Source organism: Actinomadura napierensis, assembly GCF_039529375.1.
Lineage (GTDB): Bacteria > Actinomycetota > Actinomycetes > Streptosporangiales > Streptosporangiaceae > Spirillospora > Spirillospora napierensis.
The window spans coordinates 15,722-32,773 of the sequence record NZ_BAAAMR010000068.1; the positions used below are offsets into that span (position 1 = coordinate 15,722).

General features: G+C 67.9%; 12 protein-coding genes. 8 read left to right on the forward strand and 4 right to left on the reverse strand.

Annotated elements, in window-relative coordinates; translation table 11 throughout:
• Window positions 1-39 precede the first annotated feature (39 nt).
• On the reverse strand, window positions 40-1,470 hold the full coding sequence (locus tag ABD296_RS31565; protein WP_344275459.1) for an NB-ARC domain-containing protein: 1,431 nt from the start codon (window positions 1,468-1,470) through the stop codon (window positions 40-42).
• Between the two features lie 498 nt (window positions 1,471-1,968).
• Between ABD296_RS31565 and ABD296_RS31570 the strand changes: the two genes are divergently transcribed.
• Entirely contained in the window at window positions 1,969-2,145 is a 177-nt protein-coding gene (locus ABD296_RS31570; protein ID WP_344275461.1) for a hypothetical protein, read from the forward strand.
• A gap of 88 nt (window positions 2,146-2,233) precedes the next feature.
• Here the strand turns inward: ABD296_RS31570 and ABD296_RS31575 are convergent, their stop codons facing one another.
• From ABD296_RS31575 to ABD296_RS31585, 3 genes are all read right to left on the reverse strand, one after another.
• Window positions 2,234-2,386 (reverse strand): hypothetical protein, encoded by a 153-nt coding sequence (locus ABD296_RS31575; RefSeq protein ID WP_344275464.1) that lies wholly within the window; start codon window positions 2,384-2,386, stop codon window positions 2,234-2,236.
• A 253-nt stretch (window positions 2,387-2,639) separates the two neighbouring features.
• Window positions 2,640-3,449, reverse strand: coding sequence for an excalibur calcium-binding domain-containing protein (locus tag ABD296_RS31580; RefSeq protein ID WP_344275467.1), 810 nt, complete (start codon window positions 3,447-3,449; stop codon window positions 2,640-2,642).
• A 414-nt stretch (window positions 3,450-3,863) separates the two neighbouring features.
• Window positions 3,864-5,282, reverse strand: a complete 1,419-nt coding sequence (locus tag ABD296_RS31585; protein WP_344275470.1) for a carotenoid oxygenase family protein — start codon at window positions 5,280-5,282, stop codon at window positions 3,864-3,866.
• 280 nt (window positions 5,283-5,562) lie between these two features.
• Between ABD296_RS31585 and ABD296_RS31590 the strand changes: the two genes are divergently transcribed.
• The 7 genes from ABD296_RS31590 (at window position 5,563) to ABD296_RS31620 (ending at window position 16,275) form a co-directional block, all read left to right on the forward strand.
• Window positions 5,563-6,054 carry a hypothetical protein gene (locus ABD296_RS31590; protein WP_344275473.1) on the forward strand — a complete coding sequence of 164 codons (492 nt, stop codon included), beginning with the start codon at window positions 5,563-5,565 and terminating at the stop codon, window positions 6,052-6,054.
• Between the two features lie 4 nt (window positions 6,055-6,058).
• Window positions 6,059-7,408, forward strand: a complete 1,350-nt coding sequence (locus tag ABD296_RS31595) for a WXG100 family type VII secretion target (RefSeq protein ID WP_344275476.1) — start codon at window positions 6,059-6,061, stop codon at window positions 7,406-7,408.
• A gap of 32 nt (window positions 7,409-7,440) precedes the next feature.
• Window positions 7,441-8,610 (forward strand): S8 family serine peptidase, encoded by a 1,170-nt coding sequence (locus tag ABD296_RS31600; RefSeq protein ID WP_344275479.1) that lies wholly within the window; start codon window positions 7,441-7,443, stop codon window positions 8,608-8,610.
• A gap of 23 nt (window positions 8,611-8,633) precedes the next feature.
• Complete coding sequence (locus ABD296_RS31605) at window positions 8,634-8,966, forward strand: hypothetical protein (protein WP_344275482.1); 333 nt, start codon at window positions 8,634-8,636, stop codon at window positions 8,964-8,966.
• A 1-nt stretch (window position 8,967) separates the two neighbouring features.
• Window positions 8,968-10,680 carry an alpha/beta hydrolase gene (locus tag ABD296_RS31610; protein WP_344275485.1) on the forward strand — a complete coding sequence of 571 codons (1,713 nt, stop codon included), beginning with the start codon at window positions 8,968-8,970 and terminating at the stop codon, window positions 10,678-10,680.
• Between the two features lie 93 nt (window positions 10,681-10,773).
• The gene (locus tag ABD296_RS31615) at window positions 10,774-11,232 is read left to right on the forward strand and encodes a hypothetical protein (protein WP_344275488.1); all 459 of its coding nucleotides are present in this window, start codon (window positions 10,774-10,776) and stop codon (window positions 11,230-11,232) included.
• A 420-nt stretch (window positions 11,233-11,652) separates the two neighbouring features.
• Window positions 11,653-16,275, forward strand: a complete 4,623-nt coding sequence (locus ABD296_RS31620; RefSeq protein WP_344275491.1) for an AAA domain-containing protein — start codon at window positions 11,653-11,655, stop codon at window positions 16,273-16,275.
• Window positions 16,276-17,052 lie beyond the last annotated feature (777 nt).

Sequence of the window (17,052 nt, forward strand, 5' to 3'; positions counted from 1 at the left end):
TCGTTTCCCCTCGAGGACGCTCGTCCGCCGGACGAGGGGTCATCCGGTGAGGAACTCATAGAGCAGGCTGTGGATCGAGTACCGCTTGTCAGGTTCGGTGACGCGGACCAGGTTGAGGCGGCACGCCATCGTCAGGGCTTTACCGAACACCTCGTCGTCGGAGATACCGCTGAGCTGCTTGAGGTCTTCGTACTTCACCGCGTCACCCTTGGGGCGGTTGCGGAAGGCCGCTATGAGGCTCTCCTGGATCTCCGCGTTGAAGCGGTGTTCCAGCCGCTCGAGGGATTGCGTGTACAGGTAGTCGCGTACCTGGGCTCCCGCGTCGTCCGGATTCTCGCTCCGCCTCCCCTGCTCGATCAGCTCGTCGATCACCATTTTCAGCGGACGCTGCTCTTCCTGGTAGAGGCCCACGATGAGCTTGATCAGGTACGGGTTTCCCTCGGCCGTCTCCACGATCCTCGCCAGATCCCGCTGGGACGCCTGCGTGATCGCGTTGCTGAGATCGCCGACGTGCCTGATGAGCTCCATGGCGGCCCGCTCCGACAGCGGCGGGACCGCGATGTTCCTGCTCGCGGCGAGGTTGCGCAGCGGGAGGGAGAACCTCGTCGTCACCAGGACCTTGTGCGGGCGACTGAAACCCGATTTCAGCAGCTTGTCGACCGTGGCCTCCGCGTCCTGGAGATTCTCCAGGTTGTCGAGCACGAGCAGGAAGCGTTCGTGTTCGCCGGCCTGGCCCAGCCGGCCGGAGAGCTGACGATCCCAGAGCGCCGAGTTCGGGCCGGGGTCGGCGCCGAGCTGCAGGACGATCGACCGGACCACGTCCTGCCAGTTGATGGTGCCGATCACCCCGTCGCCCGCCGTTCGCACGCTCATGTGCGCGTCTTTCGCCGACGCCCAGACGATCTCGGTGAACGCCGCGCCGTCGTCGCACTGCCTCGCCACCTCGTAGGCGAGTGTCGTCTTGCCGATTCCCCCGTCCCCCGAAAGGCCGACGACTGCGGCGCCGCCGGGAGCTCTCACCACCTCCGCCACCTCCCGGATCAGGTGCGCGATACCGAAGGTCTTGTCGTGCGAGACGAGTGCGAGGCGCTCCCAGCCCGCCAACCGCGGGGCCGCAGGCTGGGCCGGCGCGGTACGCGGCGGCTCGATAATGGCCTGGTTGCCAAGGGTCGGCTCCGGGGACGGCGGCGCGTTCGAGGACGGCACGGTAGGTGGCGACACGGTGAGCGATGGTGGGGCGTCGCCAGCCCGCAGGGACTCGACCTCCTGGTCTGCAGGCGTCTCCGGATCGCCCTCTCCCTGTCCTTTGCCCAAGCGCGCGCCGATGGATACCCCGAACAGTGTCAACGCACGCCCCTGCCAGAACGCGGCAAGGAAAACACCCAGCGCGATGAGGGCAACGAACACCAGCAGGGACGCCAGCAACCAGGCGGGCATATGATCAGTGAGCCAGCCGAAGACCTTTTCCATACTGTCCTCAGTGTCGGTAGCAGCGTCGCCAGTCTAGTACGGAGATAAACGACCAAGGCTCGGACAGGGAAAGCCGACAGAGGCCGCCGTTGGCCAGAAAGGTCACCGACATACCCGCCCAGGGTGGCCTCAGGAAATTGGAACGATCCGATATCGCGGGTGCTTGCTGATGGCGACCTGTCCGGCACGCCCGCCACCGGGAGTTCCCATCAGAGCCGACGAACGGCTGTTCACCCCGCCCCGCAACATGATCGTCACCGCAACACCGAATATGCCCGATGCTTGACCGCTCTCCTCCGCCTTGCAGTCCTTCCCGCCACTCAGAAATATTTCGACGCCCTACGGCGCCCTTCCAAGGAGGTGAGGGCGACTTCTGGAAGCCGGGGCGCATCCGGTCGTTGCGCGAGACGGAGCCGCACCGGGTCACCCGATTTCACCGCATGCGATTTTTTCGACGCTGTCGACAAATTCACTGCGCGGAACGCCGACGCTCTTCCGATGCGCCGTCTCGACGTCATCGAGAGCGTCTTCGACGTAGGGTGCTATTCACATGGCCGCGCCATGGAGACCTTCCGCGAGCAGCAGAAGATCGACCGAGGCGGCGGCGTGGTGTCCAAATCGTTCGCACTGACATCATCGGCGACTGGGACAACTGGCAGCACAAGAAGCCGTTGACCGGCAATTGAGCATACTGGCCGTGAAAGGCGGGCGGGAGATGGCGTGCGAGCACAAGCTGCAGAAATCTTACCGGCCCGCACTTGTTTCATTCTGGACCACCGGAGCGGTACTGATCGTCGCCATGGTGACGGCGGCCGGTGTAGCGATCAGCGTGGCCGATCTCATCTTCCTTGTCCTCGCCCTTCCGTTCGCATTCAATGCATGGCGATTCCATCGTGAGTCCGTCGAGCGCGAGCACGATGGTGTGCTCCTGCGACGAATGAGAAGTCGGCGGATTCTCTGGTCACAGGTGTCAGAGCTCAAGATCGGGCAAGGTGTCACTGGAAGACGCGTTGTCGTGATGCTTCGCAGCGGCAGAACTGTCGCTCTTCCGGTCCCCCGCGACCTCGGTCCTCTCAAGGAGCGGGCCTTCGGCGAGAAGGCGGCCACACTGGTCTCGTGGCATCGAGAGTCCCAGGCGCGTCTGTAGTGGAAACAGGGTTTCGGGCGGTTCAGGTCGTCTTGTCGGTCAGGTGGGGGCCTGTCGGGCCGGCGAAGGGCTCGCCGCCGGGGGCCTGGTCGGAGGAGGTCGGCGGAGGTTGTTCGTCGCCGGAGCCCGGCGCCGAAGGCTCTTCGGACGGAGTCGGCTCGCTGGTTTCGGGCGGTGAGGGCTCCTCGGTAGGCGTCGACGGTTCTTCGGTCGGCGTCGAGGGCTGCTCGGTGGGAGTCGTCGGCTGCTCGGTGGGAGTCGTGGGTTGCTCCGTCGGGGTGGACGGATGCTCAGTGGGGGTTAAGGGCTGCTCGGTGAAGCCTGGTTCGCAGTCGATGCCATCGTGGTCGCGGTCGATGTACCAGTTGTATTCGGGGTCGATGCCGCGGTAGTACGGGCCGTAGCCGTGGGCGTTGGCTTCCTTGCAGGTGGAGAAGTGCGGGTCCAGGCCAGGGCTCGCGGGTGGGACGGTGGGCACCACGCCGTGGGCGGGTTCGCAGTCGATGCCGTCGTGGTCGCGGTCGATGTACCAGTAGTACTCGGGGTCCCGGCCCTTGACGTAGTCGTGGTAGCCGTGGGCGTTGGCCTCCTGGCAGGTGCGGAAGCGCGGGTCGAGGCCGGGTTGGCCTGGGGTGGGGCTGCCGGCGGGCTGCCTGTGCGGGGCCGGGCTGCCGGGGACGGTGGTGGTCGAGGGCGGGGACGGGGAAACCGTCCGGGTGGGCTCGTTCTGCGTCTGGGACTGCTGTCCGCAGGCCCCGGCGAGCGCGACGGCGGCCAGTCCGGCGAAGGCCGCGGCCAGCCGCCGGCGCGGCGGGACCGGATGTAGCGCCATGGAACGGGCTGTTCCACCACAAAGACCCCTTTAAGGGCATGAAACCTCAACGTTCCCTCAAAGCGCCGGAGGCCGTCCATGAGGCGAGGGCGGGTCTCGGGCGCGGCGGGTGCGGCGCATGGCGGGCAGCGCGGCCTCGTGCTCGCCGATCAGCGGGCGGAAGAGATCGCAGTTCAAGGGGTGCGGCCGTGCGCTGAGGTTGCAACACGTTGTGACCTATGGCCACGGCCCTCGCGTCCCTCCACTTCGCGCCGGACGTGGAGATGATGCGGGCCGGCGGCACAAGGGACCCCCGCCGAGGCGCTGCGCCTGCACGTCCCGTAGGCCCTCGGCCGGTACACGAGGACACGGCTGTTCACGTCCGGCGGGCTCTCCCTCGGCCTGCTCGCCTGCCACGTAATGCCGGAAGTGAATTCAGCGGAGAGGGTTCGCGACCCGGCTGGTGAAGGAGCCATGGAAGCCCATCGGGATGTGGTGGCGCAGGTGGGCGACCGCGAGCGGCTCGGCCTCGACGTCCCGGGCGTCCAGGATCAGCAACCGCGAGCGGTGCTCGTCCGGGTCGTAGGCGAGCGTCAGCAGCCAGCCGTCCCCTTCGTCCGCGTCAGGCGTCCGCGGGACGAAGACAGGCTCACCGAAACCGTGCCCGAGCGGTAGTTCGTGGGTCGCCCGGCGGCCGGTCGCGTGATCGTACGCGTGAATGCCCGTACTGGCCTTCGTCCGACCGGCGAAATAGGTGTAGCGGTGCGGGCGGCCCGCCTGCCGGACGTCAGCGTGCGGAAGCTCCATCGGACCCTTGCAGACCGCCTGCTCCTCGATCCTTCCGGACGGGGTGACGCGGTACCGCATCAGCGCGTCACCCCACGGGAAATCGCTGGTGCGGAAGTCGCGGAACCGAGTGGCGACCTGGTTCCAGTCGGCGAAGCGCACGAACTCCACCACGACGTCGTCGCCGTCCTCGAACGCGTTGACGAAATGGAACCCAAGCAGGGCATCGTGCTCGATGATCCGTGCCTTGCCGCCATCTCTTGGAACGATGGCGAAACACGTCGGCCGGTGCGGCTCGTAGGACAGGGCGTCCGCGATCGACCCGGTGCCGAACAGGATCGGCGCCGCCTTCGGAATGACCGGATTGATGACGAACACGAGATACCAACGGGTCAGCGCGAAGTCGTGATTCCACGGACTGTAGGGCAGCGATATCCGCGGCATGTGATGCAACTTCCCGCCTGGATCGACCCGGTAGCAGCGCAGGCTCCGCAGCCGCGTGAAATCCATTCCGAAGTTGAACAACTCACCGGTCTCCGGACACCGCGACGGGTGGGCCGAGAACGCCGACATCACCTTCAGCCGTCCGTCGAACGAATGCTCACCAATGGTGGCCAGGCTATCCGGATCCAGCCGGTAAGGGCGTCCACCTTCCCACAGCGCCAGCAACTGGCCGCCGTGCAGGATCACCCCCGTGTTGGCGACGTTCGCCGGCGGCCGGAGCATATTGCCCAGCACCCCGCCCGGCCGCTGAGTGCCGAGGCCCCGCAGCCCGGCCCGTCCTTTCCGCTGCCCGTAACGGTAATGCCTCGTCCTCACGTACCGATTCCGGTAATGGATGCGGCCGTCACCCGGAAACGCGAACAGTGACAGCATCCCGTCGCCGTCGAAGATGTGGTCGAGCAGAGTCTCGCCCACCTGCCAGCGCCCTGGACCGTTCCGATAGAGCGTCCCGACGAGACCTTCTGGAAGCCGCCCGTCGACCTCGCCGATCTCGTAGTCGTGCTCCTCGGTGAGCGCCTCGTAAAGCCCATGCCACGCCTCGACGCCCTCGACCGCTGCGGTCACGTTCCGACTCCTCACCCGACGAGGTCCTCAACCAGAAGAGCGTGCCACACTGCCCATGCGTAGTTCAACAGCTAACGACTATCGCTCACCAGGCAAATCTCTATCGCGAACTGCGCATGACCGTCACCACGCCGCCAACGACACGACTCCGAGGTCCATAACGGGAGTCCGAAATGCCCGTATCCCTCGACAAGGCCTTTGACACTCGCGTCGCACTCCGGAAAGATCCGTGTCCAAGTCCCCGCGCCCCATGCTTCCTCGCTCCCCCTTGGAGGTACTTGTGCCGCCGACCCCTCCGGGACTTCCGCCGAACGCGCGCGCCTGGCCCGGACTCGACAGCAAGGGTCCCGACCTGGTCGTCGGCGACCTGAAGACCCTGGCGCGGAGGCTGGAGAAGCAGCTCGAGGACATGATCTCGACCGCCACCGCGCACCTGCAGGCCGCCGGCTCCGCCCCGCCCACCGCCTACGGCCAGTGGGACGCCGCCTCCCAACTCGCCTCGACGGCGTCCACGGCACATGCCGCGATCACCGATCACCACATGCGGTTCATCTACGCGATGCAGGCCGTCGTGAAGAAGCTCTATGCGACCGCGCAGGTGTACGACGAGCACGAGGCGGCGATCGAAGCGAAGATCCGGAAGCTCAACCGCCTGCTCAGCGGGGCTCCGGCACCCACCACCAAGGGAGCCTCCGCGACGAAGACGCCCGGCGCGGGGCCGACATGGCCCGTTTCAGGTTCCGGACCGACATGGCCGCAGGCAGGAGAGTAGTTCAGTGACCACCTACAAGGACTCGCCTCTCCGCACTTCGCCCCCGTCGGGCTCCCCGAACTCATACACGTCCAAAGAGCAGATCACGGCCTACCTCAGGAACGTCGATCCTGGGACGGTGACCACTTCCGGTCAAGGGTATCTCGATCTGGCGAAGAGCTACGACAAGGCCATGACCGAGTTGCGCGGTTTCGCCCACGATCTGAGCGACGCATGGAAGGGCCCGGCATCCAGCGCCGCACAAGCACAATTGCGCGAAATCTTTAGCGCGGCCTTCGTGATCTCTTCTCATTCCCAGCAGATCGGTACCGCCGTCAGGACGCACGGCGACAGTTACCTCGCCTGGTACAAATCCAATATGCCTACCGCACAGACGGTCGAAGAGGCTCGGCAATGGATGCAGGGGGCCAACGAGCGCGCGAGTGAGACTTGGAGCGCCATTCCCGCGGACATCTCTACAGGGCTTCCTTCCGTCACGACGAAGCGGAACGAATTCGGCGCGCCGGCCACCGGTTCCGGGGGCGGCACAGGCGCTGGAGGCACCGGCAGTGGAAGCGCCAGCGCCTCAGGGGGCGGATCCGGGGCAGTGGCGGGGACTGCGGAGGGGTTCACCGGTGGCCACTCGACCAGCCCGTCCAGCGGTCACGCATCGGGGAGTCAAACCGCCCCTCTTTACAGTGATGGCCCCGGCCATGTCATCGGTCAACCAGGCAACAGCACCAACCAGGTCCATGGGGGACCTCTCTCCCCGGGCGATGGCAGCGGTACTGAACTGTCTGGCCTCAGCCCCTCTGGCATGGCCGGAGGGGGTTTGACTACCGAAGGACCCGGCAGCCCTGGCATCGGTGGTGGCGCTTTCGGTGGCGGTCTCGGGCCAGGTGGCTCGGCAAGCCCAGGGCTTCCTGGTGGCAGCACCGGCGGCGGACTTCCCGGTTCGGGCGGCGGGCTCCCCGGCACAGCGGGCGGTTTCGTACCCGGCCCTGGTGCCATTGGCGGTGCGCTCGGGCGAGGTGCTGCGGGCAGTGGTGGCAATCCGATCGCCGGACGTCCTGGCGCACCGGGCACCGGCATTCCAGGGACCACTGGTCACGGCGGGCGCGATGACAAGGAACGGGAACGCGGCGCCTGGCTGCCGGACGACCCGGATATCTGGGACGGAGACATCGAGGCCGTGCCCGGCGTCATCGGCAGCGCTCCCCCGAAGCCCGTTGATCCCGAGAAGCCCGGCCAAGCCGAAAAGACCGACGAGGCAGCGCTTCTGCGCAGAGTACTTGCTCGCTTGGCCGAGCTGGAGACGCAGGCCGATAGCGCTCCGCCGCCTCCGGCGGCACCTCGGATGGAGTGGACGGATTGAGGATCCGAAGACTGAGCCGCCGATTCTGTGCCTTGGCGGCGGCCACCGCCATGACCTACGGAGCAACGGCATCCATTGCTTTCGCGGCGCCGACACCCCGGGCGGACGAGTGGTGGTTCCATGCTTGGTCGGTACAGGGCAAGGTCTGGCCGCTCAGCAGGGGCTCGGGGGTGACCGTCGCGGTGATAGACACCGGGGTGAACGCAAAACTCCCCGAACTTTCCGGCGCCGTCCTGCCAGGCCTCGATACGGTCGGCGGGCGCACCGGTGGCCAAGTCGATTTCGACAAGCCAGGCCACGGTACCGCAATGGCTGCGCTCATCGCCGGTCAGGGCGGAGGCACCACCGACTTCACCGGTCTGGCCCCGGAGGCGAAGATAATGCCCGTTCGCCTATTGGATCGCAGCGAAGGCGACTGGGTCACTCCTATTTCACAGGGGATCAAATATGCCGTCGATCACGGTGCCAAAGTCGTCAACATGTCGATCGGCCAGCAAGCATTTCAATGTCCAGAAGAACTGCAGGATTCCATCGGATACGCGATTCAGCACGACGTCGTCCTCGTCGCTCCAGCGGGCAATGAGGGGCCGACCGGTAACGCGCCGGAGATCCCTGCCAGATGCCCTGGAGTACTCACTGTCGGAGCAGTGACAAAGGAATCAAAGGCCTGGTCGGGCTCAGTTCCGCATAACTACGTCACACTGGCGGCTCCTGGTGCACAGATGGGGGCGGTGGGTAAGGACGGCACCTACTACCCGCATAGCCAAGGCACCAGCGGGGCAGCGGCGTTGACCTCCGCCGCGATAGCACTGATCCGGGCGCACAACCCAACGATGTCCGGGCGAACCGTCGTACAGCGGCTCATCGCCACGGCGATGCGAATAGGCGACAAGAAATGGAATCCGAAGACCGGCTTCGGAGTGATTCTCGTCCGCGGTGCGATGGACCCCGGCAACTACTCTGTATCGGCCAACGCACCCAACCCCGTCTACGCCGCCTTCGACAAATGGAAAGCGTCGACCTACCGCGCACCCTCGAGACCGCTGGCGACGGCGAAACCGAAGACCGTCCATTCGGGCGGAGTCGCGACGTCCACGATCGTCGCCGGAGTGGCTGCGGCATTGCTCGTCGTCGGCGGTTTGATCACCGGACTTCTCGTGCTGAGCCGCAGGCGCGGGCTCGGCCGTACTTCTCACTTGTAGGACGCTCACAAGGAAGAAAGCCAGTGACCGAGACTCGGCAGTTCGGCCCTGCGCACCTGCGGGAGACGGGGAAGTCGGCGGACGACCTCGGCGATCACGTTCAGAAGGCGCTGAAGAGGCTGGAGGACGCGCACCAGGGCGTCAAAAGCGGAGCGGACGGCTTCGCGTTCGCCGGTGCGCTGACCAAGGTGTTCGACTCGTGGGATCACCGGCTGGGGGCGCTGCGTGGCGAGTGCTGGTCGATCGCCGCGACGTTCCGCGCGAACGCGGGCAACGACCAGGCGACGGAGCAGGGGCTCGTGGCCGGGATGAACAAGAATTTCAACGACCTGATCAATTTCAGAACGGCCGACTGACATGGTGTCGATGGAGCAACTCCAGAAGCTGGATCTGGCGCCGGTGAAGACCGCCGCCGACGGCTGGGGCGGCCTCATGTCGGATCTGGAGACCGGTCAGCACACCACCGACCGCCGGATCATGGCGCCGCTGCACGGCACATGGCAGGGGAAGGACGCGGAAGCCGCGTTCCAGCGGCTGTCCCGGTTGAGCCAGAACTTCGAGTACGGAATGACGGAGTCCGGAGACGTCCGGACGTTGCTGGCCTCGATGCACGCGGAGCTGAGCGCCGAGCAGAAGTCCCTCCAGCAGGCGCTCGCACAGGCGGCCAGGCTCGGCTTCACCGTCAGTCCCGACGGACGGGTCGGTTACCCGGCCTCTCCCCCGATGCTGAACGGCGGCAGCGCCACCGGGTCCGGCGTCGCGCCGTTCGGTGCTCCGGCGGGCGACAACAGGGCTCAGGCGCAAGCGATCGCCGATCAGATCCGCCGCGCCGTAACCCAAGCGACCGCAATCGACGAGAAGTACGCCACCGCCCTCGCCAAGCTCGCCGCCACTGCCGATATCCAGGTGACGTCGAAGACGTGGGCGGACGCCCGAGGCGACGGCCGGCTGACGACCCAGCTGGCCGATGCCGGCCTCCGGTTGAAGATCCCGGACGGCAAGGACCCGAAGAAGACGGCGGCCTGGTGGCGCAGTCTGGCTCCCGAGCAGCGCCAGGAGTACATCACCACGCACCCCGACAAGATCGGCGCGTTGGACGGCCTGCCCGCAGAGGTCCGCGACCAGGCCAACCGCCTGGTCCTCCGCGAAACCCGCGCCGACGCCCAGCAACGCCTCAACGCCCTCGGCCCTGAGCCGAGCAGGACCATCATCAATCCGACCCTGGGCCCGATGACGAATCCCACCTACCAGGCGTGGAAAGAACAGCACGATCGACTCACCGGCCAACTGAAGGGTATGGACGCCATCCAGGGGAACCTGGACATGGCCGGCGAGAAGAACCTGCCTGATGGATATCTTCTGGGATTCGATACTCGTGGTAACGGTCACGCTATCGTCGCCAGGGGAAATCCTGACACGGCCACCCATACGGGCGTCTATGTTCCCGGCACGTATGCCAATCTCTCCGGGATAGGAAGTGACCTGACCCGCGCGAACCGTCTCTGGCTGACGTCCGTCCCCCTGGCCGCCGGGCAGCCTGTTTCCACGGTCACATGGCTTGGTTACGATGCTCCGCAGAGCATCCCACTGGAGGCACCATTTCGTCACTACGCCGATCACGGCGCTCCTTCACTGAACCAATTCGTCGACGGCGTCCGTACCTCTCACGAAGGTCCACCGACCCACCTGACGCTGATCGGGCACAGTTACGGAACAACGGTCATCGGTTCGGCCGCGGTCCACGGGCATCTGAACGCGGACGACATCGTCCTCGCAGGAAGTCCTGGCGTGGAGACTCCGAATGCCTCGGGGCTCGGGATCGGCTCCGAGCATGTCTATGTCGACCGCGCACCGGGGGATCCGGTTCCCCCTGGAGGCTCCCAGACTGAGCTACCAGGCAGATACTTGGGCGTACCATCGGTTCCGGGAGACCCGACGTTCGGCGGCAGGACACTGGAATACGGGCTGCGAGCGGACGGCTTCAATCCCCTCAGCGCCCACAGCACTTACTTCGATGAGAACTCGACCAGCCTCAGGAACATGAGCAAAGTAATAGTGGGACGCGAGTGAACCGGCGACATGCAGATATTTCGAGGTAAATTCCGAAGCAGGTTTCTGTCGATAGCACTGATCGTCCTGATATTTTCGAGCGGGTGCCACGGAATGAATGATATCGGATACGATCCCGAAGTGGCCGACCCGGAGGCGGTCCGCGGTCAGATCGAGTCCCACCTGACGGCCGTCAAGAAAATGGCGGACCTCCCAAAGGGCAAGGGGAATCCTCCGGGCGCTCTGATCAACACCGACGACCGTGGCGTTAAACGCGGATACTCCATGTACGGCGTATGGTCCGTGTACGGCCTGCCGAACGAGGAGATCGGTGCCGGATATGCACGGGTCCGGAGTGCGCTCCCGACGGCCGGGTGGCGGATCGTGAACGAAGGCCGGGATGCGACAACGGCTCGCGATCCAGAGCTTTGGGCGGAGAGTCCGACAGATCACGCCAAGCTGATTTTGGAATGGGTGCAACCGTCCCATGGGAAGGGGGCGGTCCTGCTCGCCACCATCGACTCGCGCATCTATGTGGCACCGCCAGACGTCGATTTGAATACGAAAATCTGAGCAGCGGGACCGCAGTCCACCACGCCACAGGCGAGCAGCGTCCGGATGCCGGCAGTCCCGGATTCCGGTAGTGCGTTGCGTGCGAACACGGTCGACTTGATCGGCGTGGGCTGTTCGGATGGATTCGATGTCGATCGCGCCTGCAGTCCGGCAGATGCTGGGCGATCCGTCATCTCCCGAGCGGATGCGGATGTCACGTTCGATCGTGGGAGACCGCCCGGTCCCGGCGGACTCCCAGCGGTCGCCTGGTGCTCGTGTCGGCGGCCGCGGTGGAGACGGGGGCGGCTGCGCTTCGCGGGCAACCAGGGGGACGCTTCAAACGTCCCACCTGGCACAGGAATCGCTTCAAGGGCGGGAACTCAGGGGTCGGTCGGCGGCAGGGCGCGGCGCCTGCCGGACGCGGGCATGTGGGGGGAACAGTTGAGCGGTGATGCGGCGGCGCGGGGGCGGATCGGGCATCTCTACGACTACCTCGGCGCGCTGGCGCAGGAGGTGTACGCCAAACCCATCCGGCATGTCGGCGAGTACGACGCGGTGGCGTCGCCGGACGAGTTGCCCGCGCATGCGTCGGTGCAGGTCGGGGAGGGGGCCGGGGACGCCTGGCTGCGCGTCGCCAAGACGCCGAAGCCGCATCCACCCGGGTGGCCTGCCGGGATCACCGACGCCGTGCGGGACGTCGCGCGCGATGATCCGAGGCGGCCGCCCGAGCTTCCGGAGGACGCGGACGAGAAGGTGCGCGAGGTCTTCGAACGGTGGCTCGAGGACGTGTGGACGCCGTGGGCGGAATCGGCGCGCGATGCCGTGGCGGCGCGGGAACTGTACGAGACGCTGTTCCGGATGCGGCAGCGGATGCGCGCCGACGAGGCCACGCACGAGCTGGTGTGGGGGCATGGGGTCCTCGGCTGGAACCACGGTGGACACCGGCTCTGCCATCCGTTGCTGGTCACGCGGATGCGGATCGTGTTCGACCAGGAGTCCGGCGAGATCGCGATCGTCCCGGACGGTACGCCGGCACTGGAGACCGACTTCCTTCAGGGCCTCGGCGTCGCCGGGCTGGACCGGCTGGAGGAGCTGCGGGGGACCGCCCCGGATCCGTGGACGCCGGAGGAGGCGCGCCCGTTCTACCGGCGGGTGGTGGCGCCGCTCGGGCTGGACGGGCGGGTCGGTGCCGGCCCGGGGCTGCCCGAGGTCGGGGACGCACCGGTGGTCGCGGAGACTTGGCGGCTGTTCGTCCGCAGGCGCCGGGTGATGTTCCTGCGATTCTTCGAGCAGCTCAAGAAGGCCGTCGCGGCGGGCGACCGGCTGCCGGCGCCGATGGTCGCGCTGGCCGCCGGGGAGGACGCGGCGCGGGACGTCCTGGCGGAGGGCGCCGGTGACTGGGCGCACGTCGCCGAGCGGCTGCTGCTGCCGCTGGCCGCCAACGACGAGCAGGAGCAGATCGCGCGCAAGCTCGCCCGGCACAGCGGCGTGACGGTGCAGGGCCCGCCCGGCACCGGCAAAAGCCACACGATCGCGAACCTGGTGTCGCATCTGGTCGCGCACGGCAAGCGGGTTCTTGTCACCGCGCACAAGGACCAAGCGCTGGCCGTCCTGCGCGAGAAGATCCCGCCGGAACTGCGGGACCTCTCCTTGGCGGTGCTCGGCTCGTCGTCGGCGCACCTGACCGAGCTGCAGGGCTCGGTGCAGGCGATCACGGCCGCGGCGGACGGCGTCGACGAGGAGCGGGAGCAGCGGGCCGTCACAGGGCTGCGGGAGCGGCTCGACGCGGTCGAGCGGGACGTGCTGGTGCTGCGCAAGCGGCTGCGCGAGTCGCTCGAACGCGAGCAGGAGAGCCTGGAGATCGGCGGACTGCCGCGCCGGGCGGCGGACGTGGCCGCGTGGCTGGCCGAGCATCAGGACGGGCTCGGCCACATCCCGGACCAGCTGCCGATGTCGTCGGTTCCGCCGTTGAGCGGACCGGAGGTCGTCGAGCTGTACGGGCTTGCCGCCGCGATCGGGGAGCGGGACGCGGCCGCCGCGACCACGGACCTGCCACCCGCCGAGCGGCTGCCGTCGGGTGCGGAGCTGGGGGCGCGGTGGGACGAGCTGCGGCGGCTCGGCGAGGTCCTCGCCGGCTACCGGGACTACGTCGACGACTTGGCCCGTGTGGACGCGGCCGGGGACGCCGAACTGGCCGAACTCGCCGACCGGTGCGCGAGCGCGGGCCACGGCCTCGACGGGCTCCAGGAGCCCTGGCTGCTGCGGCTGCGCGACCAGGTCGTGCAGGGCCCGCAGTGGCATGCGCTGTGGTCGGAGCACGCGCGGCGGCTCGGTGCGGATGCGGCGGAGTGTGCCCGACTGCGCGCCGCGTGCGCGGGGGCGGCGGTCGAGGTCCCGTCCGGCCCCTACCGGGAGACGCTGTCGATGCTGGAGCAGGCGCGGGCCCGGTTCGCGGAGGGCAAACGGGTCTCGGCGCTCACGCAGCGCGGCCTCGCCCAGTTCCTGAAGGCCGCGAGCATCGACGGCGAGTCACCGCGGACGGTCGCCGACGTCGACCGCATCGCCGCGCACGTCGAGCTGCGGCGCCGCCGCGAGAGCGCCGCGCGGTTGTGGAACGACGAGCTGGTCGCCGCACTGGGCGCGCCCGAGCCGCAGGGCGGCGCCGTGGAGATCTGGGTCGACGCGAAGGTCCAGCAGATCGTCGCCGCGCTGACCTGGGAGACCGGCGGCTGGCCGGAGCTGCGCGGACGGCTGTGCCGGGTGATGTCCGCCGAGACGGTGCCGGTGCGTCCCGTCCCGGACGATCTGCATCGTCTCGCCGGCGTCCTCGGCGGGTTGCGGGCGCGCGCACGGCAACGGCGACTCCGGGACGAGCTGGACGCCCTCGCCGGGTTCCTCTCGGACGGGCGGAGCCGTCCCGGCGCGAGCCCGTTGTGGACGGACCTGGCGACCGCCCTCGCGCAGGCGGACCGGCACGTGTGGGAGGCGGCGCTGGCGTCGTCGGTCCGGCTGACTTCGCTGCGGCCGCAGGTCGAGCGGCTGAGCGTGCTGTACGATCGGCTGGCGGCGGTGGCGCCGCGGTGGGCCGGGCTGATCCGCTCGACCGGCGGGGACGTCGCGGAATGCGGCGATCCGGCGCGACTGGATCTGCTGTGGCGGTGGCGGCGGGCCGAGACGTGGCTGCGCGCGATCATCGACGCGGACGACCTGGCGGCCGTGCAGCAGCGCCTCGACCAGGCGCAGGACGAGCAGCGGCGCCTCACCCTGGAGCTGACGCGGCGCTCGGCGTGGCTGGCGATGAAGCGCAACCTCGGCGCCTCCCAGCGGCAGGCCCTCGTCGGCTGGCTGCAGACCCTCCGCAAGATCGGCAAGGGCACCGGCGTCAACGCGAACAAGTGGCGGGCCGAGGCGCAGCGGCTGATGCCGGAGGCCATGGGCGCCGTGCCGGTGTGGATCATGCCGTACTACCGGGTGGCCGAGTCGTTCGACCCGTCCGTCGCACCCCGGTTCGACGTCGTCATCATCGACGAGAGCAGCCAGTGCGACGTCTTCGCGCTCGGCCTGCTCGGGCTCGGCCACAAGGTGGTCGTGGTCGGCGACGACAAGCAGATCAGCCCGTCCGCCGTCGGCGTCCGCCGCGACCGCGTCGACGAGCTGATCCGCACCCACCTGCCCGACTTCCCCAACGCGTTGCTGCTGGACATGGAGTCGAGCCTGTACGACGCGTCCGCGCGGCTCTTCCCCGGCGTCGTGCGGCTGCGCGAGCACTTCCGCAGCCTGCCCCGCATCATCGAGTTCTCGTCGCAGCACTACTACGGCGGCGAGATCCAGCCGTTGCGCGAGGAGTCCGCCGAGCGGCTTCCGGGTTCCGCCGTGCGCGCGTTCTACGTTCCGGACGGCGTCCGCCGCGACCTCCCCATCGGCAACGTGAACGAGGCGGAGGCGGACGCACTGGTCGATCAGGTCGTCCAATGCTGTTCGGATCCGGCCTACAACGGACGCACGATGGGCGTCATCTCCCTGCTCGGAACGAGCCGCCAGGCCCAGTACATCGACGGCGCGCTGCTCACGAAGCTCGGGCCGGAGGAGTATGAGCGGCGCCGGCTGCGCTGCGGCGACTCCTACAGCTTCCAGGGCGACGAACGCGATGTCGTCTTCATCAGCGTCGTCGCGGACTCCAACCGGGCCCCGTTCACGTCCCGGCAGTACGAGCAGCGCGTCAACGTCGCCGCGAGCCGCGCCCGCGACCAGATGTGGGTGTTCCACAGCGTCCAGCCGAACCAGTTGCACCCCGACGACCAGCGCGGGCACCTCATCCGGTACGCCACCGACGGACAGCGCTCCACCGACCTCGCCCGCGGCCTCGAGGCCCGCTGCGACTCCGACTTCGAGCGCCGCGTCCTGCGCATGCTGCTCGCGCGCGACTACCTCGTCACTCCGCAGCACCCCGTCGGCAACCTGCGGATCGACCTGGTCGTGCGCGGCGCCAGCGGCGCCAAGCTCGCCATCGAGTGCGACGGCGACAAGTTCCACGGCCCCGACCAGTGGGAGGACGACCTGCGCCGCCAGACCGTCCTCGAACGCCTGGGCTGGCGTTTCTGGCGCGTCCGCGGCAGCGTCTTCTACCGCGACCCCGAAGTCGCGATGTCGTCCCTGTGGCCCCTCCTCGACGACCTCGGCATCACCCCGGCCGGCCCTCCGCTTCCGGCGCCGGCACCGGTCTCCCCGGCTGAGCCGCCCGCAGCGAACCCCGCCTCCGCGCCCCCAGCCCGCTCAGGCGCCGAGGCCGGCGGGCCTCCCGGGCCGGACGACTTCATCACGGCCTTCGACGTCTTCACTCCCCCGCCGGCGCCCAGGCCAAAGCCGTCCGGCGAGAGCGCACCACCGGCCGGAGCGCCGGGCCGGACCGCCACCATCGAAGAAGTCCGAGCCTGGGCCCGCGAAACGGGCCGGCATGTCGGCGCCCGCGGCCGCCTCGCGAAGGCCGTCATCGACGACTACAACTGGGAGCACCCCGAAGCCCAGCACAACCCCGACCCCTCCAAACCTGGAGTCTCTACGTAGAGCTTCTGGTGCGGCACGGATTGTCACACCCTCTTGCCATGCTGGCTCTCGACCAGGGAGGAGCCATGGCGAAGAGACCGATGGTCGTCGGACGCGAGAATGTCCACGCAACACTCGGGCTTGCCGTTTGGGAGATCGAACTTGCGGTCGAGACGGGTCTGCTACGCCGTTCGACGACCGGACCTTCAGCCCCGTGCCAGTTCGGGCGGTACAGGACGACCTGGGCGGCTTCCGGCAGTCACTGAGCCGCGAGCATCGGTGCAACGCGACCGAGTCGGCCGCAAGACTGGGGATCACGATCCCATGCTTCAAACGCGTGGCCGCAGCCACCGCCCTTTCGAGGGAACGGGCTGCCCCGAAGGCCGCCGCCACACGAAGCGCAACACTCGGCTCGCCACCGCGGCAAGAGCAGAGTTGGAGGCACGCCACCCTGAAAATGCTCCGACCCCATCGAAGTGACGGCGATGGCAATCGCACTGACGCGCATCCTCGGAGAGGTCCCGGCATCGCTCGAAGGATGCGCGAACACGAGCAAATCCCGAATCGGAGAATGAGCATTACTTCTCCGCCGCGTACGCCTCGGTGACGATAAGCTTCGCACCTTTTGGAAGGCATCCGGGCGCGCGCGGCCGAAGCCGCATGCCAACTCGCCGATCCGAGTGAGGTGCGGCGAGTGCTCGGTATACCGGCCGCCCGGCAGAACGACCGCGCCGAGGCACTCGCTATCGAGTCGGCCTTACGAGCGACATCGAAATTGAGCGATGCCACGGTAGCCGA